The sequence below is a fragment of the Ancylobacter aquaticus genome (assembly GCF_004339465.1).
GTDB lineage: Bacteria > Pseudomonadota > Alphaproteobacteria > Rhizobiales > Xanthobacteraceae > Ancylobacter > Ancylobacter aquaticus.
The window spans coordinates 127,104-143,632 of sequence record NZ_SMFY01000002.1 but is presented as its reverse complement, the minus strand read 5'-3'; the positions used below and the strand labels follow the sequence as shown (position 1 = coordinate 143,632).

At 66.5% G+C, this 16,529-nt stretch carries 17 protein-coding genes; 12 read left to right on the top strand and 5 right to left on the bottom strand.

Going from position 1 to position 16,529, the window contains the following annotated elements; translation table 11 throughout:
- The first annotated feature begins 45 nt into the window (after positions 1–45).
- Positions 46–675: a FadR/GntR family transcriptional regulator gene (locus tag EV667_RS10155; protein ID WP_131835244.1), complete on the top strand. Its 630-nt coding sequence runs from the start codon at positions 46–48 to the stop codon at positions 673–675.
- A 50-nt stretch (positions 676–725) separates the two neighbouring features.
- Here EV667_RS10155 and EV667_RS10150 read toward each other — a convergent pair whose 3' ends face one another.
- A complete protein-coding gene (locus tag EV667_RS10150) occupies positions 726–1,181 on the bottom strand; it encodes an Lrp/AsnC family transcriptional regulator (RefSeq protein ID WP_131835243.1) in 456 nt (151 codons plus the stop codon).
- Positions 1,182–1,241: 60 nt separating this feature from the next.
- Between EV667_RS10150 and ehuR the strand changes: the two genes are divergently transcribed.
- The 11 genes from ehuR to EV667_RS10095 all read left to right on the top strand — a co-directional run bounded on the left by ehuR (position 1,242) and on the right by EV667_RS10095 (position 13,260).
- Positions 1,242–2,696 (top strand): MocR-like ectoine utilization transcription factor EhuR, encoded by a 1,455-nt coding sequence (ehuR, locus tag EV667_RS10145; RefSeq protein ID WP_245516094.1) that lies wholly within the window; start codon positions 1,242–1,244, stop codon positions 2,694–2,696.
- Between the two features lie 105 nt (positions 2,697–2,801).
- Positions 2,802–3,818 carry a hydroxyectoine utilization dehydratase EutB gene (gene eutB, locus EV667_RS10140; RefSeq protein ID WP_131835242.1) on the top strand — a complete coding sequence of 339 codons (1,017 nt, stop codon included), beginning with the start codon at positions 2,802–2,804 and terminating at the stop codon, positions 3,816–3,818.
- The gene (gene eutC / locus EV667_RS10135) at positions 3,815–4,828 is read left to right on the top strand and encodes an ectoine utilization protein EutC (RefSeq protein WP_131835241.1); all 1,014 of its coding nucleotides are present in this window, start codon (positions 3,815–3,817) and stop codon (positions 4,826–4,828) included. Before eutB ends, eutC begins: the two co-directional genes overlap by 4 nt.
- Positions 4,825–6,003 (top strand): ectoine hydrolase DoeA, encoded by a 1,179-nt coding sequence (doeA, locus tag EV667_RS10130; RefSeq protein WP_131835240.1) that lies wholly within the window; start codon positions 4,825–4,827, stop codon positions 6,001–6,003. Before eutC ends, doeA begins: the two co-directional genes overlap by 4 nt.
- A 5-nt stretch (positions 6,004–6,008) precedes the next feature.
- The gene (gene doeB, locus EV667_RS10125; RefSeq protein ID WP_131835239.1) at positions 6,009–7,019 is read left to right on the top strand and encodes a N(2)-acetyl-L-2,4-diaminobutanoate deacetylase DoeB; all 1,011 of its coding nucleotides are present in this window, start codon (positions 6,009–6,011) and stop codon (positions 7,017–7,019) included.
- A gap of 98 nt (positions 7,020–7,117) precedes the next feature.
- Positions 7,118–7,969 (top strand): ectoine/hydroxyectoine ABC transporter substrate-binding protein EhuB, encoded by an 852-nt coding sequence (gene ehuB / locus EV667_RS10120; protein WP_131835238.1) that lies wholly within the window; start codon positions 7,118–7,120, stop codon positions 7,967–7,969.
- Between the two features lie 90 nt (positions 7,970–8,059).
- Positions 8,060–8,725 carry an ectoine/hydroxyectoine ABC transporter permease subunit EhuC gene (gene ehuC, locus EV667_RS10115; RefSeq protein ID WP_131835237.1) on the top strand — a complete coding sequence of 222 codons (666 nt, stop codon included), beginning with the start codon at positions 8,060–8,062 and terminating at the stop codon, positions 8,723–8,725.
- A 10-nt stretch (positions 8,726–8,735) separates the two neighbouring features.
- Positions 8,736–9,428 (top strand): ectoine/hydroxyectoine ABC transporter permease subunit EhuD, encoded by a 693-nt coding sequence (ehuD, locus tag EV667_RS10110; RefSeq protein ID WP_131835236.1) that lies wholly within the window; start codon positions 8,736–8,738, stop codon positions 9,426–9,428.
- Complete coding sequence (ehuA, locus tag EV667_RS10105; RefSeq protein ID WP_131835235.1) at positions 9,425–10,204, top strand: ectoine/hydroxyectoine ABC transporter ATP-binding protein EhuA; 780 nt, start codon at positions 9,425–9,427, stop codon at positions 10,202–10,204. The genes ehuD and ehuA overlap by 4 nt, the downstream gene beginning before the upstream one ends.
- Positions 10,205–10,334: 130 nt before the next feature.
- On the top strand, positions 10,335–11,843 hold the full coding sequence (locus tag EV667_RS10100) for an NAD-dependent succinate-semialdehyde dehydrogenase (protein WP_131835234.1): 1,509 nt from the start codon (positions 10,335–10,337) through the stop codon (positions 11,841–11,843).
- A 25-nt stretch (positions 11,844–11,868) separates the two neighbouring features.
- Complete coding sequence (locus EV667_RS10095; protein WP_131835233.1) at positions 11,869–13,260, top strand: aspartate aminotransferase family protein; 1,392 nt, start codon at positions 11,869–11,871, stop codon at positions 13,258–13,260.
- A gap of 51 nt (positions 13,261–13,311) precedes the next feature.
- Here EV667_RS10095 and EV667_RS10090 read toward each other — a convergent pair whose 3' ends face one another.
- From EV667_RS10090 to EV667_RS10075, 4 genes are read right to left on the bottom strand one after another with little or no spacing between them, the layout of a single operon-like run.
- The gene (locus tag EV667_RS10090; protein ID WP_131835232.1) at positions 13,312–14,061 is read right to left on the bottom strand and encodes an amino acid ABC transporter ATP-binding protein; all 750 of its coding nucleotides are present in this window, start codon (positions 14,059–14,061) and stop codon (positions 13,312–13,314) included.
- A gap of 9 nt (positions 14,062–14,070) precedes the next feature.
- Positions 14,071–14,718, bottom strand: a complete 648-nt coding sequence (locus EV667_RS10085; protein WP_131836300.1) for an amino acid ABC transporter permease — start codon at positions 14,716–14,718, stop codon at positions 14,071–14,073.
- Between the two features lie 35 nt (positions 14,719–14,753).
- Positions 14,754–15,512 (bottom strand): amino acid ABC transporter permease, encoded by a 759-nt coding sequence (locus EV667_RS10080; RefSeq protein ID WP_131835231.1) that lies wholly within the window; start codon positions 15,510–15,512, stop codon positions 14,754–14,756.
- Positions 15,513–15,572: 60 nt separating this feature from the next.
- Positions 15,573–16,412, bottom strand: coding sequence for a transporter substrate-binding domain-containing protein (locus tag EV667_RS10075; protein ID WP_131835230.1), 840 nt, complete (start codon positions 16,410–16,412; stop codon positions 15,573–15,575).
- Positions 16,413–16,529: the final 117 nt, after the last annotated feature.

The following is a 16,529-nucleotide window of genomic DNA, read 5'->3' as shown; positions in this document are numbered from 1 at the left end:
TTGGTTAGAATGGCTGGGCGACGATCAAGTGCCGATGCTTTGCCGATGCTGCGGGATTTCGTCAGCGAGCAGACATTGCCACTGAACGGCCGGCTACCCTCCGAGCGCGCGCTGGCGGAACAGTTAAAGATCTCGCGCGGCGAGGTCCGCAAGGCGATGGCGGTGCTTGAAGCCGAGGGGCAGGTCTGGCGGCATATCGGGCGCGGGACCTTCATCGGCGCCCGGCCCGTCTTCAACCTGCACGACGTGGAGTATCTGGGAAGCATCACCAGCCCGGCGCAGATCATTGATGCGCGGCTGGCGATCGAGCCGCAGCTGGCGCGGCTGGCGGCACTGAACGGCGTGCAGGCGGATTTCGCCGAGATGACTGCGTGCAATCGGCGTGCGCGCGGCGCCAAGAGCTGGAGCGTCTACGAAGCGTGGGACAATCGCCTGCATCTCGCCATCGCACAGGCCAGCCGGAACAAGCTGCTCATCGTGCTGTTCGAGACGCTGAATGCCGTGCGCCGCTCGCCGGTGTGGGGCGATTTGCGGTTCAACCCGGTGCCGCCGGGCAATCATCTCAGCTTTTCCCAACACGAGACGGTGTGCGACGCCATCGCCCGGCGCGACCCGGACCAGGCCGAGATCGGCATGCGCGCGCATCTCCATTCGGTGCGCAACCGCATGCGGTGAGGCACGGTGGCTGCGTCCAGCGGGGCTGCTGGCGGCGCGTCAGCCCGGGGTCACTCGCCGCTTTTTCCCAGCGGCACGCTTTTCGTCACCACGTAGCTGAAATAGCGGCCGATCCCGAGCTGCTGTTCGAGCAATCGGTCGATGAGGCGCTGGTAGCTGTCGATATCCGGCACCGTCACCCGCAGGATATAGTCGATGCCGCCGCCGGTGGCGTCGCAGGCGACGATGGCGGGCTCGCGGGCCACGGCCTCCTCGAAGCGACGGAAATCCGCCTGCTGGTGGCTTTTGAGGCTAATCTCGACCATGACCGTCGTGCGCGGCTCGCCGGCCCCGAGGTCGATGATGGCCGTGTAGCCCTTGATGATGCCGGAGGTTTCCAGCCGACGCAGCCGCTCCCAGCAGGCCGCCGGGGAGAGATGCACCTTCTCCGCAAGCTTAAGCTTGGTAATGCGCCCCTCGCGGCGCAGCGCCGCGAGGATCCGGTGATCGGTGGCATCGAGCTTCATCTTTCGCGACCGGGCGTGCATAATGTCATGAATAGCTTCCCTTAAGAACGAGACAATTCGATGCTGCGTCAAGTCCACCCTCCGGTCGCCGCGCCTGCCAGCGCGGGATTGGGCAAGACCGTGGACTGGCAGCCCCGGCTCGCCAAGGCGAAAGGCCAGACCAAGCACGCGGCGCTGACGGAACGCATCATTGCCGACATCGATTCCGGCGTGCTCAAGCCAATGGACCGGATGCCGACGCATCGCGACCTCGCCCGCGACCTCGGTCTTTCCGTGCAGACGGTGAGCCTGAGCTACCGGGAGGCGGAGCGGCTGGGCTATCTCTCCGGCGAAATCGGTCGTGGCACCTTCGTCAAGACGCGTGTCACCGAGCGGGCGGGAAGGCTGATGCTGGACCGCACGCCCGACGAGGTGGTGGACCTTTCCATCGTCCGCGGTGTCTACACGCGGGCGCATGAGGAGGCGTCGCGGGCCGTTTTGGGCGCGTTGGCCAGTGCCGACAATGGCGCCTTCATGAGCGCCTGCCGACCGATCGCCGGCCTCGACCCGCACCGGGAGGCGGCGCGGGCCTGGCTGAAGCCATTGGGCGTGGATGCCGGCACCGAACGCATTTTGATCACCAATGGCGCCGCGCACGGCCTGTTCCTGGCGCTGAGCTGCATCGTGCGCGCCGGCGATGTGGTGCTGACCGAGAACCTGACCGACCATGGCGTGATCGGCCTCGCCAATGTGCTGGGTTTCAACCTCAGGGGGCTTCCCACCGACGAGGAAGGCGTGCTCCCCGAGGCGTTCGAGGCTGCGTGCCAGGCCGGCAGCCCCCGCGCGCTGGTTCTGATTCCCACGTTGAACAACCCGACCAGCCATGTCGCCGGGGCCGAGCGCCGGGAGGCCATCGCCGCCATCGCCCAGCGTCACGGCGTGTTCGTGATCGAGGACGAGGTCTACAAGCCGCTGATCGACACGCCCCTGCCCTCGATCAGTCAGATGGTGCCGGATCTCGGTTTCTTCGTCACCAGCTTCACCAAGACCGTGCTGACAGGCCTGCGGGTCGGTTATCTCGTGGTGCCGCCGCACTATTCGATCCGGGCCGCCTCGATCCTGCGCGTCACCAGCTGGAGCGGGGCCTATCTGCTGGCCGAAATCGCCTCCCGCTGGATCGAGGACGGCACCGCGCAGCGCCTGCTGACCGTGCAGCGGAACGAAGCGCGGGCGCGCCAGAGGGTCGTCGCGGCGACGCTCGGGCCCCACATCGCCTCAACCCATCCCCTGTCGCTCTGCGCCTGGCTCAAGGTACCGGCGCACTGGACGGAGGACGGGCTGGTGCGATCGCTCGCCGAGCGGCGCGTGGCGGTGACGCCGTCCGATCCGTTCATTGCCGGCAGCAATCACGGCGGGGGCATCCGCATCTGCCTCGGCGGGCACTTCTCACCCGCCGCGCTGACGCAGGCGCTGACCACGGTGCGGCAGACCTTCGAGCAGCTCCCGCCGGTTTTCGATATCGGTGCCATTGGCTGAACGCACCGCCGCGCGCAGATGCGCCGTCATTGGATCATTACAATATAATAATTGACATGATTTCTGATGCCTCACACCATCACAAGTCAGAGGGGACATCAGCTCATGCCGGATCTCGCCGACGCCGCTTCCATCCGTGCCGCCGTGGCTGATCTTCCGGTCGCGTTCGCAAGCGTCACGGCTGCGGCCGGTCGCATTGCCGGGCGGGTGGAGCGCGCGCCGCTGGTCGCCTCGCTTAACCTGACGGAACGCTGCGGCCACCCCGTGCATCTCAAGCTGGAAACCCGGCAGCCGGTCGGCGCCTTCAAGCTGCGTGGGGCGATGAACGCCGTGCTGGCGCTCGATGAGCCGGCGCGGCGGCGCGGCCTCGTCACCGCCTCCACCGGCAATCACGGCCGGGCGCTGGCCTATGCGGCCCGCGAGGCGGGCGTGCCGGCGGTCGTGTGCATGTCCGCCCTCGTGCCGCTCAACAAGGTCGAGGCGGTTCGCGCGCTCGGCGCCGAGGTGCGGATCGTCGGCCGCTCGCAGGACGACGCGCAGGCCGAGGTGGAGCGGCTCGTGGCCGGGCGCGGCCTCACCGCCATCCCGCCCTTCGACCATCCCGACGTGATCGCCGGCCAGGGCACGATCGGCCTTGAACTCATTGAGGACCTGCCCGCGCTCGCCCTCGTGCTGATCCCGCTGTCGGGCGGGGGGCTTGCCGGCGGCATTGCTCTCGCTGTGAAGACGTTGCGCCCCGATGTGCGCGTGATCGGCGTGTCGATGGAGCGCGGCGCCGCCATGGCGGCCTCGCTCAAAGCGGGCCGGCCCGTCGATGTGACGGAGGAGGAGACGCTGGCGGATTCGCTTGGCGGCGGCATCGGCCTGTCCAATCGCTACACCTTCCCGCTCTGCCGCGCGTTGCTCGATGAGGTCGTGCTGCTCACCGACGACGAAATCGCTGCCGGCATCCGCCACGCCGCGATGGAAGAGGGCGAGACGGTCGAGGGCGCCGGCGCGGTCGGCATCGCTGCGCTGCTCGCCGGCAAGGTACACGCCGACGGCCCGACCGCACTCATCGTCTCGGGCGGCAATATCGACCCGACCGTGCATCGGCGCATCGTCAAGGGAGACTTCGCATGAGCGAAATGCTTGTCCTCACCGAGGCCGATTTGCGCCCCGTCGTCCGGCTCGACGCCAGCGCTGTCGACTGCGTCGAGGCCGCCTTTGCCGCGCTCGCGACCAAGCCGGTCGCCATGCCGCCGATCCTGCGGCTCGACATCCCCGAGCATCGTGGCGAGGTCGATGTGAAGACCGCCTATGTCCCCGGGCTGGACGGCTTCGCGATCAAGGTTAGCCCCGGCTTCTTCGACAATCCGCTGCTCGGCCTGCCCAGCCTCAACGGGCTGATGATCCTGTTCAGCACGAAGACCGGCCTCGTCGAGGCGCTGCTCCTCGACAATGGCTACCTCACCGATGTGCGCACCGCCGCGGCCGGCGCCGTCGCCGCCCGGCACCTGTCCCGCCCCGACTCGGGTGTGGCGGCGATCCTCGGCGCCGGCATGCAGGCGCGGCTGCAGCTGGAAGCGCTCACCTTGGTGCGGCCGATCCGCGAGGCCCGGATCTGGGCCCGCGATGCCGCCAAGGCGGTTGCAACCGCCCGCGACCTCGCAACACGCCTCGGCCTTCCCGTCGTTGTCATCGCCGATCCCGAGCAGGCCGTGCGCGGTGCCGACATCGTTGTCACCACGACTCCCTCCGAGCGTCCCATCCTGAAGGCGGACTGGCTGGAGCCCGGCCAGCACGTCACCGCCATGGGCGCGGACAGCGAGCACAAGAACGAGATCGACCCGGAAGCGTTCGCCCGCGTCACCTACATCGCCGACCGGCTGAGCCAGACGCGCCGCCTCGGCGAACTGCACCACGCCATCCGCGCCGGCCTCGTCGCCGAAGACGCCACCTTCGCCGAGCTGGGCGAAGTCATCGCCGGCACCGCGCCGGGCCGGACCCGCGCCGACGCGATCACGCTGGCCGACCTCACCGGCACCGGCGTGCAGGACACCGCCATCGCCAATCTCGCTTTCGCCCGCGCCCGCAGCGCGAAGGCGGGGCGCCCCATCGACACCAAGGCCGCAGCCGGAGAAACCGCGTGACCGTTACCCTGAATTTCTCCCGCGAGGAATATGCCGAGCGCCTCGCCAAGACGCGGGCGGCGATGGAGACGGCCGGCATCGACCTGCTGGTCGTCACCGACCCCTCCAACATGCACTGGCTCACCGGCTATGATGGCTGGTCGTTCTATGTCCACCAGTGCGTGCTGGTGCCACCCACGGGCGAGCCAGTGTGGTACGGCCGCAAGCAGGACGCCAATGGCGCGCGGCGCACGGCCTATCTCGCCCACGACAACATCATCGGCTACCCCGACCACTATGTGCAGTCGGCGGAACGCCACCCGATGGACCTCCTGTCGCAGATCATCGCGGATCGGGGCTGGGACAAGGGCTCCATCGCGGTGGAGATGGACAATTACTACTTCACCGCCGCCGCCTTCGCCTCGCTGACGACCCACCTGCCGAACGCCCGCTTCAAGGATTCCGGCGGCTTGGTGAACTGGCAGCGCGCGGTCAAGAGCGCGACCGAGCTGGACTATATGCGCAAGGCCGGTCGCATCGTCGAATTGATGCACAAGCGCATCGTCGAAGTGATCGAGCCCGGCATGCGCAAATGCGACCTCGTGGCGGAGATCTACGATGCCGGCATTCGCGGCACCGCCGAATTCGGTGGCGACTATCCCGCCATCGTGCCGCTGCTGCCGTCGGGGGCCGACGCCTCCGCCCCGCATCTGACCTGGGACGACAAGCCCATGCGCGTCGGGGAAGGCACATTCTTCGAGATCGCCGGTGCCTACAGGCGCTATCACTGCCCGCTCTCGCGCACCGTCTTCCTCGGCACGCCGACACAGGCGTTCCTCGACGCCGAGAAGGCGACGCTTGAGGGCATGGAAGCCGGCCTTGCCGCCGCAAAGCCCGGCAACAGCTGCGAGGACATCGCCAACGCCTTCTTCGCGGTGCTGAAGAAGTACGGGATCATCAAGGACAACCGTACCGGCTATCCCATTGGGCTGAGCTATCCCCCGGACTGGGGCGAGCGCACCATGAGCCTGCGCCCCGGCGACCGCACCGAGCTGAAGCCCGGCATGACCTTCCACTTCATGACCGGCCTGTGGCTGGAAGACATGGGGCTGGAGATCACCGAGAGCATCGCGATCACCGGGACCGGCCATGAATGCCTGTCCAACGTGCCGCGCCAACTGTTCGTTAAGGGCTGACGGGAATGCTCACCGCCTCCCCCCGCCCCTCCCCGGTCACGCCCACGGTCGATTTCGCCGCAAAAGGGGCGCAGCACGGCCATTTGCGCCTGCCCTACAGCCGCGACGACAGCGCCTGGGGCTCGGTGATGATCCCGGTCTGCGTCATAGCCAATGGCGAAGGGCCGACCGCGCTGCTCACCGGCGCCAACCATGGCGACGAGTATGAGGGCCCGGCAGCGCTGTTCGAGCTGGCGCGCACGCTCAAGCCGGAGGATGTGAGCGGCCGCGTCATCATCGTGCCGGCACTGAACTATCCCGCCTTCCGGGCGGGCACCCGCACCTCGCCCATCGACCGGGGCAATCTCAACCGCAGCTTTCCCGGCCGTCCGGACGGCACGGTGACGGAGAAGATCGCCGATTTCGTCACCCGGCACCTCGTGCCACTGGCCGATATCGTGCTGGACTTCCATTCCGGCGGCAAGACGCTGGACTTCCTGCCCTACGCCGCTGCCCACGCCCTGCCGGACAAGGCGCAGGAAGAGGCCTGCTTCGCGGCGGTGGCCGCCTTCGCCGCCCCCTATTCCATGCGGATGCTTGAAATCGACGCCGTCGGCATGCTCGACACCACCGTCGAGGAGATGGGCAAAGTGTTCGTCACCACAGAACTCGGCGGCGGCGGCACGGCGAGCGCGACCAGCATCGGCATCGCCCGGCGCGGCACGACCAACCTGCTGCGGCATGCCGGCATCCTGAAGGGGGAACCAGAAGCCTCCCCCACACGCTGGCTCGACATGCCCTCCGCCGATTGCTTCGCCTTCGCCGGGGATGACGGGCTGATCGCCTTCGCGCTCGACCTCGGATCAACGGTGCGCGCCGGCGACATCATCGCCCGGGTCTACCCCATCGGGCGCACCGGTGAGGCACCGGCCGAATACCGCGCGGCGATGGACGGCGTTCTCGCCGCCCGCCATGTGCCCGGCCTGATCAAGGCCGGCGACTGCCTTTCCGTCCTCGCCGTGGTGACGGACGCCTAAACCATCCCGGCCGCATGCGCGGCCCAACACGGGCGCCGGAACACGGCGCCGACCTCCGAAACATCGGACCCCAGACAGATCGACCAGAGGAGATAGACATGTCGTTCATCAAGATTGCCGGGCTTTCAGCCCTCGCCCTCGCCGGTGCCGTTTCGGTCGCCGGCGCCACGACGCTTCAGGATGTGAAGGACCAGGGCTATATCCGCGCCGCCACCGCCAATGAGGTGCCCTATTCCTACATGAAGGACGACGGCACCTCGGCCGGCATCGGTCCGGACGTCGCCAATGCCGTGCTCAAGAAGATGGGCATCACCGACGTCACCTGGTCGGTGACGCCGTTCGGCACGCTCATCCCCGGCCTCAAGGCCAAGCGCTACGATTTCGTCGCCGCCGAGCAGAACATCTCGCCCGAGCGCTGCAAGCAGGTGGCCTTCACCGAGCCGAACTCCTCCTATGGCGAGGGTCTGCTGGTGAAGACGGGCAACCCCAAGAAGCTCACCACCTATGCCGACATCGCCAAGGATCCGTCACTGAAGGTGGCGGTGGTTTCCGGCGCCAATAATATCGACTTCCTGCGCGCGGTCGGCGTGAAGGACGACCAGGTGATCTTCATCACCGCCAATGCCGACGCGCTCGCCACCGTGCGGAACCGTGCCGACGCCTATGCCGCGACCGAGCTCACGGTGGCCTCGCTCGCCAAGGGGCAGGACGGCGTCGAGCAGGTTGCGCCCTTCACCGACCCGGTAGTGGACGGCAAGCCGGTGCGCAACTTTGGCGGCTTCGCCTTCCGCCCCGAAGACAAGGAACTCTATGGCGCGTTCAATGCCGCTCTGGTCGAGTTCCGCACCACCGACGAGTACAAGAAGATCCTCGCCACCTACGGCCTCTCCCCGGAGAGCATCAAGGCAGCGGCGGATCGTAAGGTAGCCGACCTCTGCGCCGGCAAGTAATGCCGCGTTGACCGGAACATATCCCTCCGTCGGCGGCAGCGCCCCGGCGGAGGGCTCGCCTTTTATCGGCGCTCACACCGGGAGCTGACGATGCAGTGGGTTTCCTATCTGCCCTCGCTGGCGCAGGGCGCGCTCGTCACCGCGTGGATCACGCTGGCGGCAATCGCGGTCGGGGCGGTTCTCGCCTTCGTGGCCGGCATCGCCCGGGTCGAGGGCGGGCGCGCCGTCTCCACGCTGGCGCTGTGCTACACGGAGCTGTTTCGAGGCACCTCGCTGCTGGTGCAGTTGTTCTGGTTCTATTACGCCCTGCCGCTCATCGGCATCAGCTTCGAGCCGGTGGCGACCGGCATTCTCGTGCTCGCCCTGCATGTGGGCGCCTATGGCTCGGAAATCGTGCGCGGCGCGCTCGCCTCGGTCTCGGTGCAGCAGTTTGAGGCGGCGCGGGCGCTGAATTTCGGGCGGATGCACACGCTCATCCACGTCACCCTGCCACAGGCGATCATCGAGATGCTGCCGGCCTTCGGCAATCTCGCCATTGAGACGCTGAAGCTGTCGTCGCTGGTCTCGCTGATCTCGATTGCCGACCTCACCTTCCGCGCCCAGTCGATCCGCAACCTCACCCTCGACAGCGCCGGTGTCTACAGCCTGACGCTGGTGGGCTATTTCGCCATGTCGCTGGTGCTGATGCTGGTGATGCGGCTGATCGAGCGCTGGGCGCGGCGCGGCGCGGCCTTCCCGCGCGCGGCGCATTCGTGAGGGCCCCGGCATGATGTACGGCTACACTTGGGACACCGCGACACCGCTCGCCTATGCGTGGTCGATCCTGCCCATCATCCTCATCGGCCTCACCGTGACGCTGAAGGCGGCAGCCGCCGGCTTTGCCATCGCGCTGGTGCTGGGCCTCGTCTTCGCCATGCTGCGCCGCAGCCGCTTCCGCAGCGTCTCCTGGACAACGGCATGCGTGGTCGAGTTCCTGCGCGACACGCCGTTGCTGGTGCAGCTGTTCTTTCTCTACTACGTGCTGCCCGAATACGGGCTCACCCTGCCCGCCTTCCTCACCGGGGCGCTGGCGCTGGGCCTGCAATATTCGGCCTACACCTCCGAAGTCTATCGCGGCGGCATCGAGGCGGTGCCGCGCGGCCAGTGGGAGGCGGCCACTGCGCTGAACCTCACGCGGATGCAGACCTATCGCGACATCGTGGTGCCGCAGATCGTGCCGCGCATCCTGCCGGCCATGGGCAATTACATGGTCGCCATGATCAAGGAGACGCCCGTGCTCTCCGTCATCACCGTGCTCGACATGATGGCGCTGGCCAACATGATCGGCGAGCGCACCTTCGAATATCTGGTTCCGCTGACCATGGTCGGCGTGATCTTCCTCATCCTGACGCTCGTCTGCTCCGCCGGCCTGCACCGGCTGCAGAAGGTGCTTCCCAAGGCAGGGATTCCGCTGCGATGACCGAGAACGCGACGCCGCCGCTGATCCAGTTCGCCGGCGTGACCAAGCGCTTCGGCGCGCTCACCGTGCTCGACGACTTCAATTTCGAGGTCGCGCCGGGCGAGAAGGTCACGCTCATCGGCCCGTCCGGCTCGGGAAAATCCACCGTGCTGCGCATCCTGATGACGCTGGAGCCCTTCCAGGAGGGAAGGCTGACCCTGGCCGGGATGGACTATCAGGAGCCGGCTGGCACCGGCCCGTTCAAGGCGTCGGAGCGGCATCTGCGCGACATTCGCAGCCATGTCGGCATGGTGTTTCAGAGCTTCAACCTGTTTCCGCATATGAGCGTGATGCGCAATGTGGCGGAGGCGCCGGTACGGGTGCTGGGCCTTTCGCGGGCTGAGGCCGAGGCGCGGGCGCTCGACCTGCTGGCGCTGGTGGGGCTGGTGGACAAGAAGGATCACTTCCCCTCCCAGCTCTCCGGCGGCCAGCAGCAGCGCGTTGCCATCGCCCGCGCGCTGGCCATGCGCCCGCGTGTGCTGCTGTTCGACGAGCCGACCTCGGCGCTCGACCCGCAACTGGTCGGCGAGGTGCTGGCGGTGATCCGCGATCTCGCCCATGAGCATGACCTGACCATGCTGCTGGTGACGCACGAGATGCGCTTTGCCCGCGAAGTCTCGGATCGCGTATGCTTCTTCGACAAGGGGCGCATCTGCGAGCAGGGCAGCCCGGAGGCGATCTTTACTGCCCCCAGCCATCCGCGCACCTGCGAGTTCCTCGCCTCCGTGCTGGGCTAGTGGATATGGCCGCCGAGATTTCTTCGGCGGAACGGCCAGGTTCCGGTGTCCTTTCGGTGAGCCTTCCTTTCTTCGGAAACCCTGTCGGCAGCCGCGCGCCTAGGCTTGTCGCGTTGACAGAGGAGCCGTCATGACCGCGCCTGCCCGCACCGAACGTCTGGCCGGCGATCCCGCCGGCCACCCCGGCTTGTCGCGCCTGTCCGATCCGCGGCTTCTGCGCACCCTGTCCTATGTCGACGGCAAATGGACGGGTGCCGCCGACGGGCGGACCTTCTCCGTCAATGACCCCGCAGACGGCACGCCGGTGGCGGAGGTTGCCGCCCTCGGCGCGGAAGCGGCGACGCGGGCGGTGGACGCCGCCCATCGCGCCTTTCCCTCGTGGAAATCGCGTCGTCCGCAGGAGCGCGCCGGCATCCTGCGCCGTTGGCACATGCTGATGCTGGAGGCCACTGAGGACCTCGCTTTGCTGATGACGATCGAGCAGGGCAAGCCGCTGGCAGAATCGCGCGGCGAGATCGCCTATGCCGCCTCCTTCATCGCCTATTACGCGGAGGAGGCGCTGCGGGTGAATGTGGAGGGCGTGACCAGCCACCTCCCCGGCGCGCAGATGTCGGTCAGCCGCGAGCCGGTTGGTGTCGCGGCCTTGCTGACGCCGTGGAACTTCCCTTCCGCCATGCTGACGCGCAAGGCGGCGGCGGCGCTGGCGGCCGGCTGCACCCTTGTCGCGCATCCCTCCTCCCACACGCCGCTCTCTGCGCTCGCGCTGGCGGAACTGGCGGAACGTGCCAGCTTTCCCGCCGGCGTGTTCAACGTCGTCACCGGCGAACCCGCGCCGATCGCCGAAACGTTCTGCGCCGATGTGCGGGTGCGCGCGGTGAGCTTCACCGGCTCCACCGAGGTCGGTCGCATGGTCGCCCGGAACGCGGCCACCAGCATGAAGCGCGTCGTCATGGAACTTGGCGGTCACGCGCCGCTGATCGTGTTCGACGATGCTGACCTCGACCGTGCGGTGGACATCGCCATCGACGCCAAGTTCGCCACGTCGGGACAAGACTGCCTCGCCGCTAACCGGATCTATGTCCAGCGCGCACTTTATCCCCGCTTCTGCGCCGCCTTCGCTGAGCGTGTCACGCGGCTGCGCGTCGGCCATGGGCTCGACGAGGGCACCGAGATCGGCCCGCTGATGCACGCGCAGGCCGTGGCCAAGGCGCAGGCGCAGATCGACGACGCGCTGGCGCACGGTGCCCGGCGCCTGACCCCGGAGCGCGCGATGCCCGGCCCGCTATTCCTTGCTCCCACCGTGCTCGCCGACGTGCCGGAAGAGGCGCTGATCATGCGCGAGGAGACCTTCGCCCCCGTCGCCGCCCTCGCCCCTTTCGACACGGAGCAGGAGGTGATCGCCCGCGCCAACGCCACCGAATATGGGCTCGTCGCCTATGTCGTCACCCGCGATGGCGCCCGCGCGGCGCGGATGGCGCAGGCGCTGGAGTACGGCATGGTGGCGATCAACCGCGTCAAGATCACCGGCGCGCCGATCCCCTTCGGCGGGATGAAGCAGTCCGGCCTCGGCCGCGAAGGCTCCCGCCACGGCCTCGAAGCCTTCACCGACCTGAAATATGTCTGCCTCGACCTCGGCTGAGGGCGGGAAAAACACGGAGATTCAGATGCTTGAAAACGGCACCCGCGGTAACGAGCTCGACAGCTGGGACCGCGACCATTTCTTCCACCCGTCCACCCACATGGCCCAGCATGCGCGGGGGGAGACGCCGAACCGCATCATCACCGGCGCGGAGGGCGTCTATATCGTCGACCGCGAGGGGCGCCGCAGCCTCGACGCCTTTGGCGGGCTGTACTGCGTGAATGTCGGCTATGGCCGAAAGAAGATCACCGACGCCATCGCCGAGCAGGCCTCGAAGCTCGCCTATTACCACGCCTATGCCAGCCACGGCTCGGAGCCCTCCATCCGCCTCGCCCGCATGGTGATCGAGCGCGCGCCGGCCGGCATGAGCCGGGTGTTCTTCGGCCTGTCGGGGTCGGATGCCAACGAGACCAACATCAAGCTGGTCTGGTACATTAACAACGTGCTCGGCCGACCGGAAAAGAAGAAGATCATCTCGCGCTGGCGCGGCTATCACGGCTCCGGCGTGATGACCGGAAGCCTCACCGGCCTCGCCGGCTTCCACAATATGTTCGACCTGCCGCGCGCGCCGATCCTGCACACCGAGGCGCCCTACTATTTCCGCCGCACGGATCGCTCGATGAGCGAGGAGGCGTTTTCCCAGCATTGCGCCGACAGGCTGGAAGAGATGATCCAGGCCGAGGGACCGGACACCATTGCTGCCTTCATCGGCGAGCCGGTGCTCGGCACCGGCGGCATCGTCCCTCCCCCCGCCGGCTACTGGCCGAAGATACAGGCGGTGCTGAAGAAGCACGACATATTGCTGATCGCCGACGAGGTGGTGACGGGGTTCGGGCGGCTGGGCAGCATGTTCGGCTCCGATCATTACGGCATCAAGCCGGACCTGATCACCATCGCCAAGGGCCTCACCTCCGCCTATGCGCCGCTGTCGGGCGTGATCGTTTCCGACAAGGTCTGGCGCATCCTGGAGCAGGGGTCGGACGAATACGGCCCGATCGGCCATGGCTGGACCTATTCCTCGCACCCGCTCTGCACGGCCGCCGGCGTCGCCAACCTCGAACTCGTGGACGAACTCGACCTCGTCACCAACGCCCGCGAGACCGGTGCCTATTTCAATGAGGCGCTGAAGGAGGCGCTGGGCGGCCATCGCTTCGTCGGCGAGGTGCGCGGCGAAGGCCTGCTGGCGGCGGTGGAACTGGTGCGCGACCGCGACGACCGCACCTTCTTCGAGACCACGGAGAAAGTCGGCCCGCGCGTCGCCGCCGCTTTGCTGGAGCGGGGCGTCATCGCCCGCGCCATGCCGCAGGGCGATATTCTGGGCTTCGCGCCGCCGCTATGCCTGACCCGGGAGGAAGCCGATATCGTGGTGGATGCCACGCGCGGCGCTGTCGAGGCGGTCTCGGCCGCCATCGGCTGAACGCTGGGGCGAGGCAGCCGCGCGACCTTCAGCGCGCGGCTGCCTTCGATTTCACAGAACTTTCGACAGAAACTCTTTGGTGCGCGGGTCGCTTGCCTCGGTGAAGAAGACCTGCGGCGCGGCGTGCTCGACGATGACGCCCCGATCAGTGAAGTAGATGTGGTCGGCGGCTTCGCGGGCGAAGCCCATCTCATGCGTGACGAGGATGCAGGTCACGCCGCCTTCGGCAACCTTGCGGACGGCCGCCAGCACCTCCTTGACCATTTCGGGATCGAGCGCCGCCGTCACTTCGTCGAACAGAATGACCTCCGGCTCCATGCAGAGCGCACGGGCGATAGCTACCCGTTGCTGTTGGCCGCCGGACAACTCGCCGGGATAGGCGTCGGCCTTGTCGGGAAGGCGCATTTCGGCCAGCAGGCGACGCGCGCGTTCCTCGACCTGCTCGCGGCGTTCCTTGAGCACCTGGATCGGCGCCATCGCGACATTCTGGAGCACGGTGCGATGCGGAAACAGATTATACTGCTGGAACACCATGCCGACGCGGTGGCGCAGCTTGACCTTGTCGAGCTTGGGGTCGCTGACCTCGATATCGCCGACCCGGATGCTGCCTTCGTTGATCGGCGTCAGCCCGTTAATGGTCCGGAGGATCGTCGACTTGCCCGATCCGGACGGACCGATGATTGCAACCACTTCGCCCTTGCGGATATCCATGTCGATACCGCGCAGGACTTCGAGGTGGCCAAACGACTTTCGCACGCCCCGCAGGGAGATGAGCGGCGCTGAGGTGGGGGAAAAAGACATGGCAGCACCTCATTTCGTGCCAAAGCGGCCTTCAAGCGTCCGCGAAAGGCGATTGATCGGCCATGTGTAGAAGAAGAACATGGCCAGCAGCGCGAGATACATCGGGATGAGCATCGCGGAATTCGCCTGAGCCTGCACGGCGGCTTGCGTGCGGCCCAGCGCCTCCTCGACCCCCACGATCATGGACAGCGGGGTCGCGGTGAGCAGCAGGGCGTACAGGTTCATCCAAGGCGGAATCATGCGGCTGATGCACTGCGGCAGCACGATGCGGAACAGCGTCGCCCGCCTGCTGTAGCCCAAAGCCTCGGCGGCTTCCCACTGGCCATGCGGCACAGAGTTGACGGCGCCGCGGACAATTTCCGAGAAATTGGCCGCCACGGGAAACGAAAAGCCGATGGTTGCGCGCAGCCAGCTCGGCAGAACGATGGACATGCCGCCGATGTTCACCTGATAGGGCATCAGGAAGATGCAGTAGAACAGAAGCACGAGCCATGGCGCATTGCGAAAGAGCTGCGTGGCCAGCCGGGACGGGGCGCCCACGAGCCGCAACCGAGAGAGCTGGCCAAGCCCGAGGAAGGTGCCCAGTGCGGTCCCGATGAGGATGGCGAGCACGCTCATGAGAATGTTGAGGCCGAAGCCCCGAAGAATGAAGGGCATCCATTCCACGACGTTCGCCAGTGCCTGCGATGCCGTCACGACGCGCCCCCCGCGCCGAACCCAGGTAGGCGCATGGCCGCCTCGACCCTGTTGATCAGAAACACGACCAGGCCGGTCAGCACGAGGTAGATCACCAAAATGACGTTCATCATCTCGATCGTGTTGAGCGAGTCCGACCAGATCTGGTTCGAGACGTAGAGAAGTTCGGTCACGCCAACCGCATAGGCCACCGTCGTCGCCTTGGTCAGGTCGACAAGGTTGTTGGCGAGCGAGGCGAACGAGAAGCGCAGAGCGAGCGGCGCCGTTACCGAGAAGAACGCCTGCCTCGGCGTGTAGCCGAGCGCGAGCGCGGCTTCCTCATAGGAGCGGTGCACCGCGCCGACGCCGGCCCGGAACGTCTCCACGTTGAACGCGCCGGAATACAGCGACAGCGAGATAACCGCCCAGGCGAGGCCGCCAATCAGCGGCTGGGCCAGCCCGATCTCATTGCGCATGACCGGCATGATGCTGCCGATAGCAAAGTAGAAAAAGTACATCTGCACGATGAGCGGCGTGTTGCGGAACAGCGCGACATAACCGCCAATGATCGCGGCGGCTGGCCCGCGCCCCAGCGACAGCACCGCCGCGCCGAAAGCGCCGATGAGGATGGAAAAGAAACCGCTCAGCGCGATGAGCAGAAGTGTATAGCCAAGGCCGGTGACGAAGCGCCCAAAGTCGAAAGCATCGTAGAAAATCGTCAGATTTATCCCCGACGTGGATAGATCCCGAAAAAACGCCTGTATATCCCCGATCATCCCCGGCCCTCTGCTTCATCCGGAGCGCCGAGGCGCTCCGGACATGCTGTTGGATATGGGTCAGTCAATGTGGTCCTTCAGGCTCTCGTGCATCCTGACGAGATAGGCCGATTTGGCGATGCCATTGTCGCCCTCAAGCTTCAGCAGCGTGCCGTCGCGGTGCATCTGCGCGATCGAGCCGGCGATGTAGATGCCGAACGGGGCGAGCTGGTCGCTCTGCCGCACCGCCATGCCCCAGGGCGTGTCGGCCTCGATGGGCAGAGGCATGTGGTAGTCGGCCCATTTCGGGTTGTTTAGCCGGACGTTGATCTGGTTGTCGTCCTCCAGCAGACCGATGCAGCGCCCCTGCGTCATCGCGGCCTCGGTTTCAGCCGTGCCGGCGAAGGCGAGAACCGTGACGCCGAATTTTTCCTGAGCCGGCTTATTATACCAGGCGCCTTGGACCGCGCACAGCGTCTGGCCGGAGATGTCCTTCCACTGGGTGGCCTTGACGGCCTTTGGCAGAAGCACGGTGTAGCCGGACGAATAGTAATTGGGGTGAACGAAGGCGACCACTTTGCGACGCTCCGCCGTATCGGACGCCGAGGCGATCATCAGGTCGATCTGCCCCTGCGCGAGAAACTCGAAGCGGTTGGCGGAGGTGACTTTCACGAACTCCGGCTTGACGCCGAGCGCCTCGGCGATCTTCGTGCCGATATCGACTTCCATGCCCTTGAAGCTGCCGTCGGAAGCCCGATACGACCACGGCACGTAATCGTCCTTGGTGCCGATCTTCAGGACGCCCGCCGCCTTGATCTTGCACAGCGTGTCGGTGCCGCAGTCGAGTGTCTGGGCGTTTGCGCCGGCCGCCGCCACCAGAGCCAGCCCGATACCTGCCATGAGAGACTTCAACGTGACCATGTGAATTACCTCTGGAGTTATTATTTGGTGTTTTCGCAAGGCTTCCGCTCGCCGTCATTCGAGAACGAAATGCATGTCGGTGGAGAGCGCTTCAGTGCAGCGCAACCTGTGGAATCG

Coding starts and splice junctions, on each gene's coding strand:
- EV667_RS10150 (WP_131835243.1), bottom strand. CDS start 1,181: ATGAAGCTCGATGCCACCGATCACCGGATCCTCGCGGCGCTGCGCCGC.
- eutC (WP_131835241.1), top strand. CDS start 3,815: ATGAGCGAAATGCTTGTCCTCACCGAGGCCGATTTGCGCCCCGTCGTC.
- EV667_RS10075 (WP_131835230.1), bottom strand. CDS start 16,412: ATGGTCACGTTGAAGTCTCTCATGGCAGGTATCGGGCTGGCTCTGGTG.
- EV667_RS10095 (WP_131835233.1), top strand. CDS start 11,869: ATGCTTGAAAACGGCACCCGCGGTAACGAGCTCGACAGCTGGGACCGC.
- ehuR (WP_245516094.1), top strand. CDS start 1,242: ATGCTGCGTCAAGTCCACCCTCCGGTCGCCGCGCCTGCCAGCGCGGGA.
- EV667_RS10155 (WP_131835244.1), top strand. CDS start 46: ATGCTGCGGGATTTCGTCAGCGAGCAGACATTGCCACTGAACGGCCGG.
- ehuC (WP_131835237.1), top strand. CDS start 8,060: ATGCAGTGGGTTTCCTATCTGCCCTCGCTGGCGCAGGGCGCGCTCGTC.
- EV667_RS10085 (WP_131836300.1), bottom strand. CDS start 14,718: ATGCCCTTCATTCTTCGGGGCTTCGGCCTCAACATTCTCATGAGCGTG.
- EV667_RS10100 (WP_131835234.1), top strand. CDS start 10,335: ATGACCGCGCCTGCCCGCACCGAACGTCTGGCCGGCGATCCCGCCGGC.
- ehuB (WP_131835238.1), top strand. CDS start 7,118: ATGTCGTTCATCAAGATTGCCGGGCTTTCAGCCCTCGCCCTCGCCGGT.
- ehuA (WP_131835235.1), top strand. CDS start 9,425: ATGACCGAGAACGCGACGCCGCCGCTGATCCAGTTCGCCGGCGTGACC.
- EV667_RS10090 (WP_131835232.1), bottom strand. CDS start 14,061: ATGTCTTTTTCCCCCACCTCAGCGCCGCTCATCTCCCTGCGGGGCGTG.
- EV667_RS10080 (WP_131835231.1), bottom strand. CDS start 15,512: ATGATCGGGGATATACAGGCGTTTTTTCGGGATCTATCCACGTCGGGG.
- doeB (WP_131835239.1), top strand. CDS start 6,009: ATGCTCACCGCCTCCCCCCGCCCCTCCCCGGTCACGCCCACGGTCGAT.
- ehuD (WP_131835236.1), top strand. CDS start 8,736: ATGATGTACGGCTACACTTGGGACACCGCGACACCGCTCGCCTATGCG.
- eutB (WP_131835242.1), top strand. CDS start 2,802: ATGCCGGATCTCGCCGACGCCGCTTCCATCCGTGCCGCCGTGGCTGAT.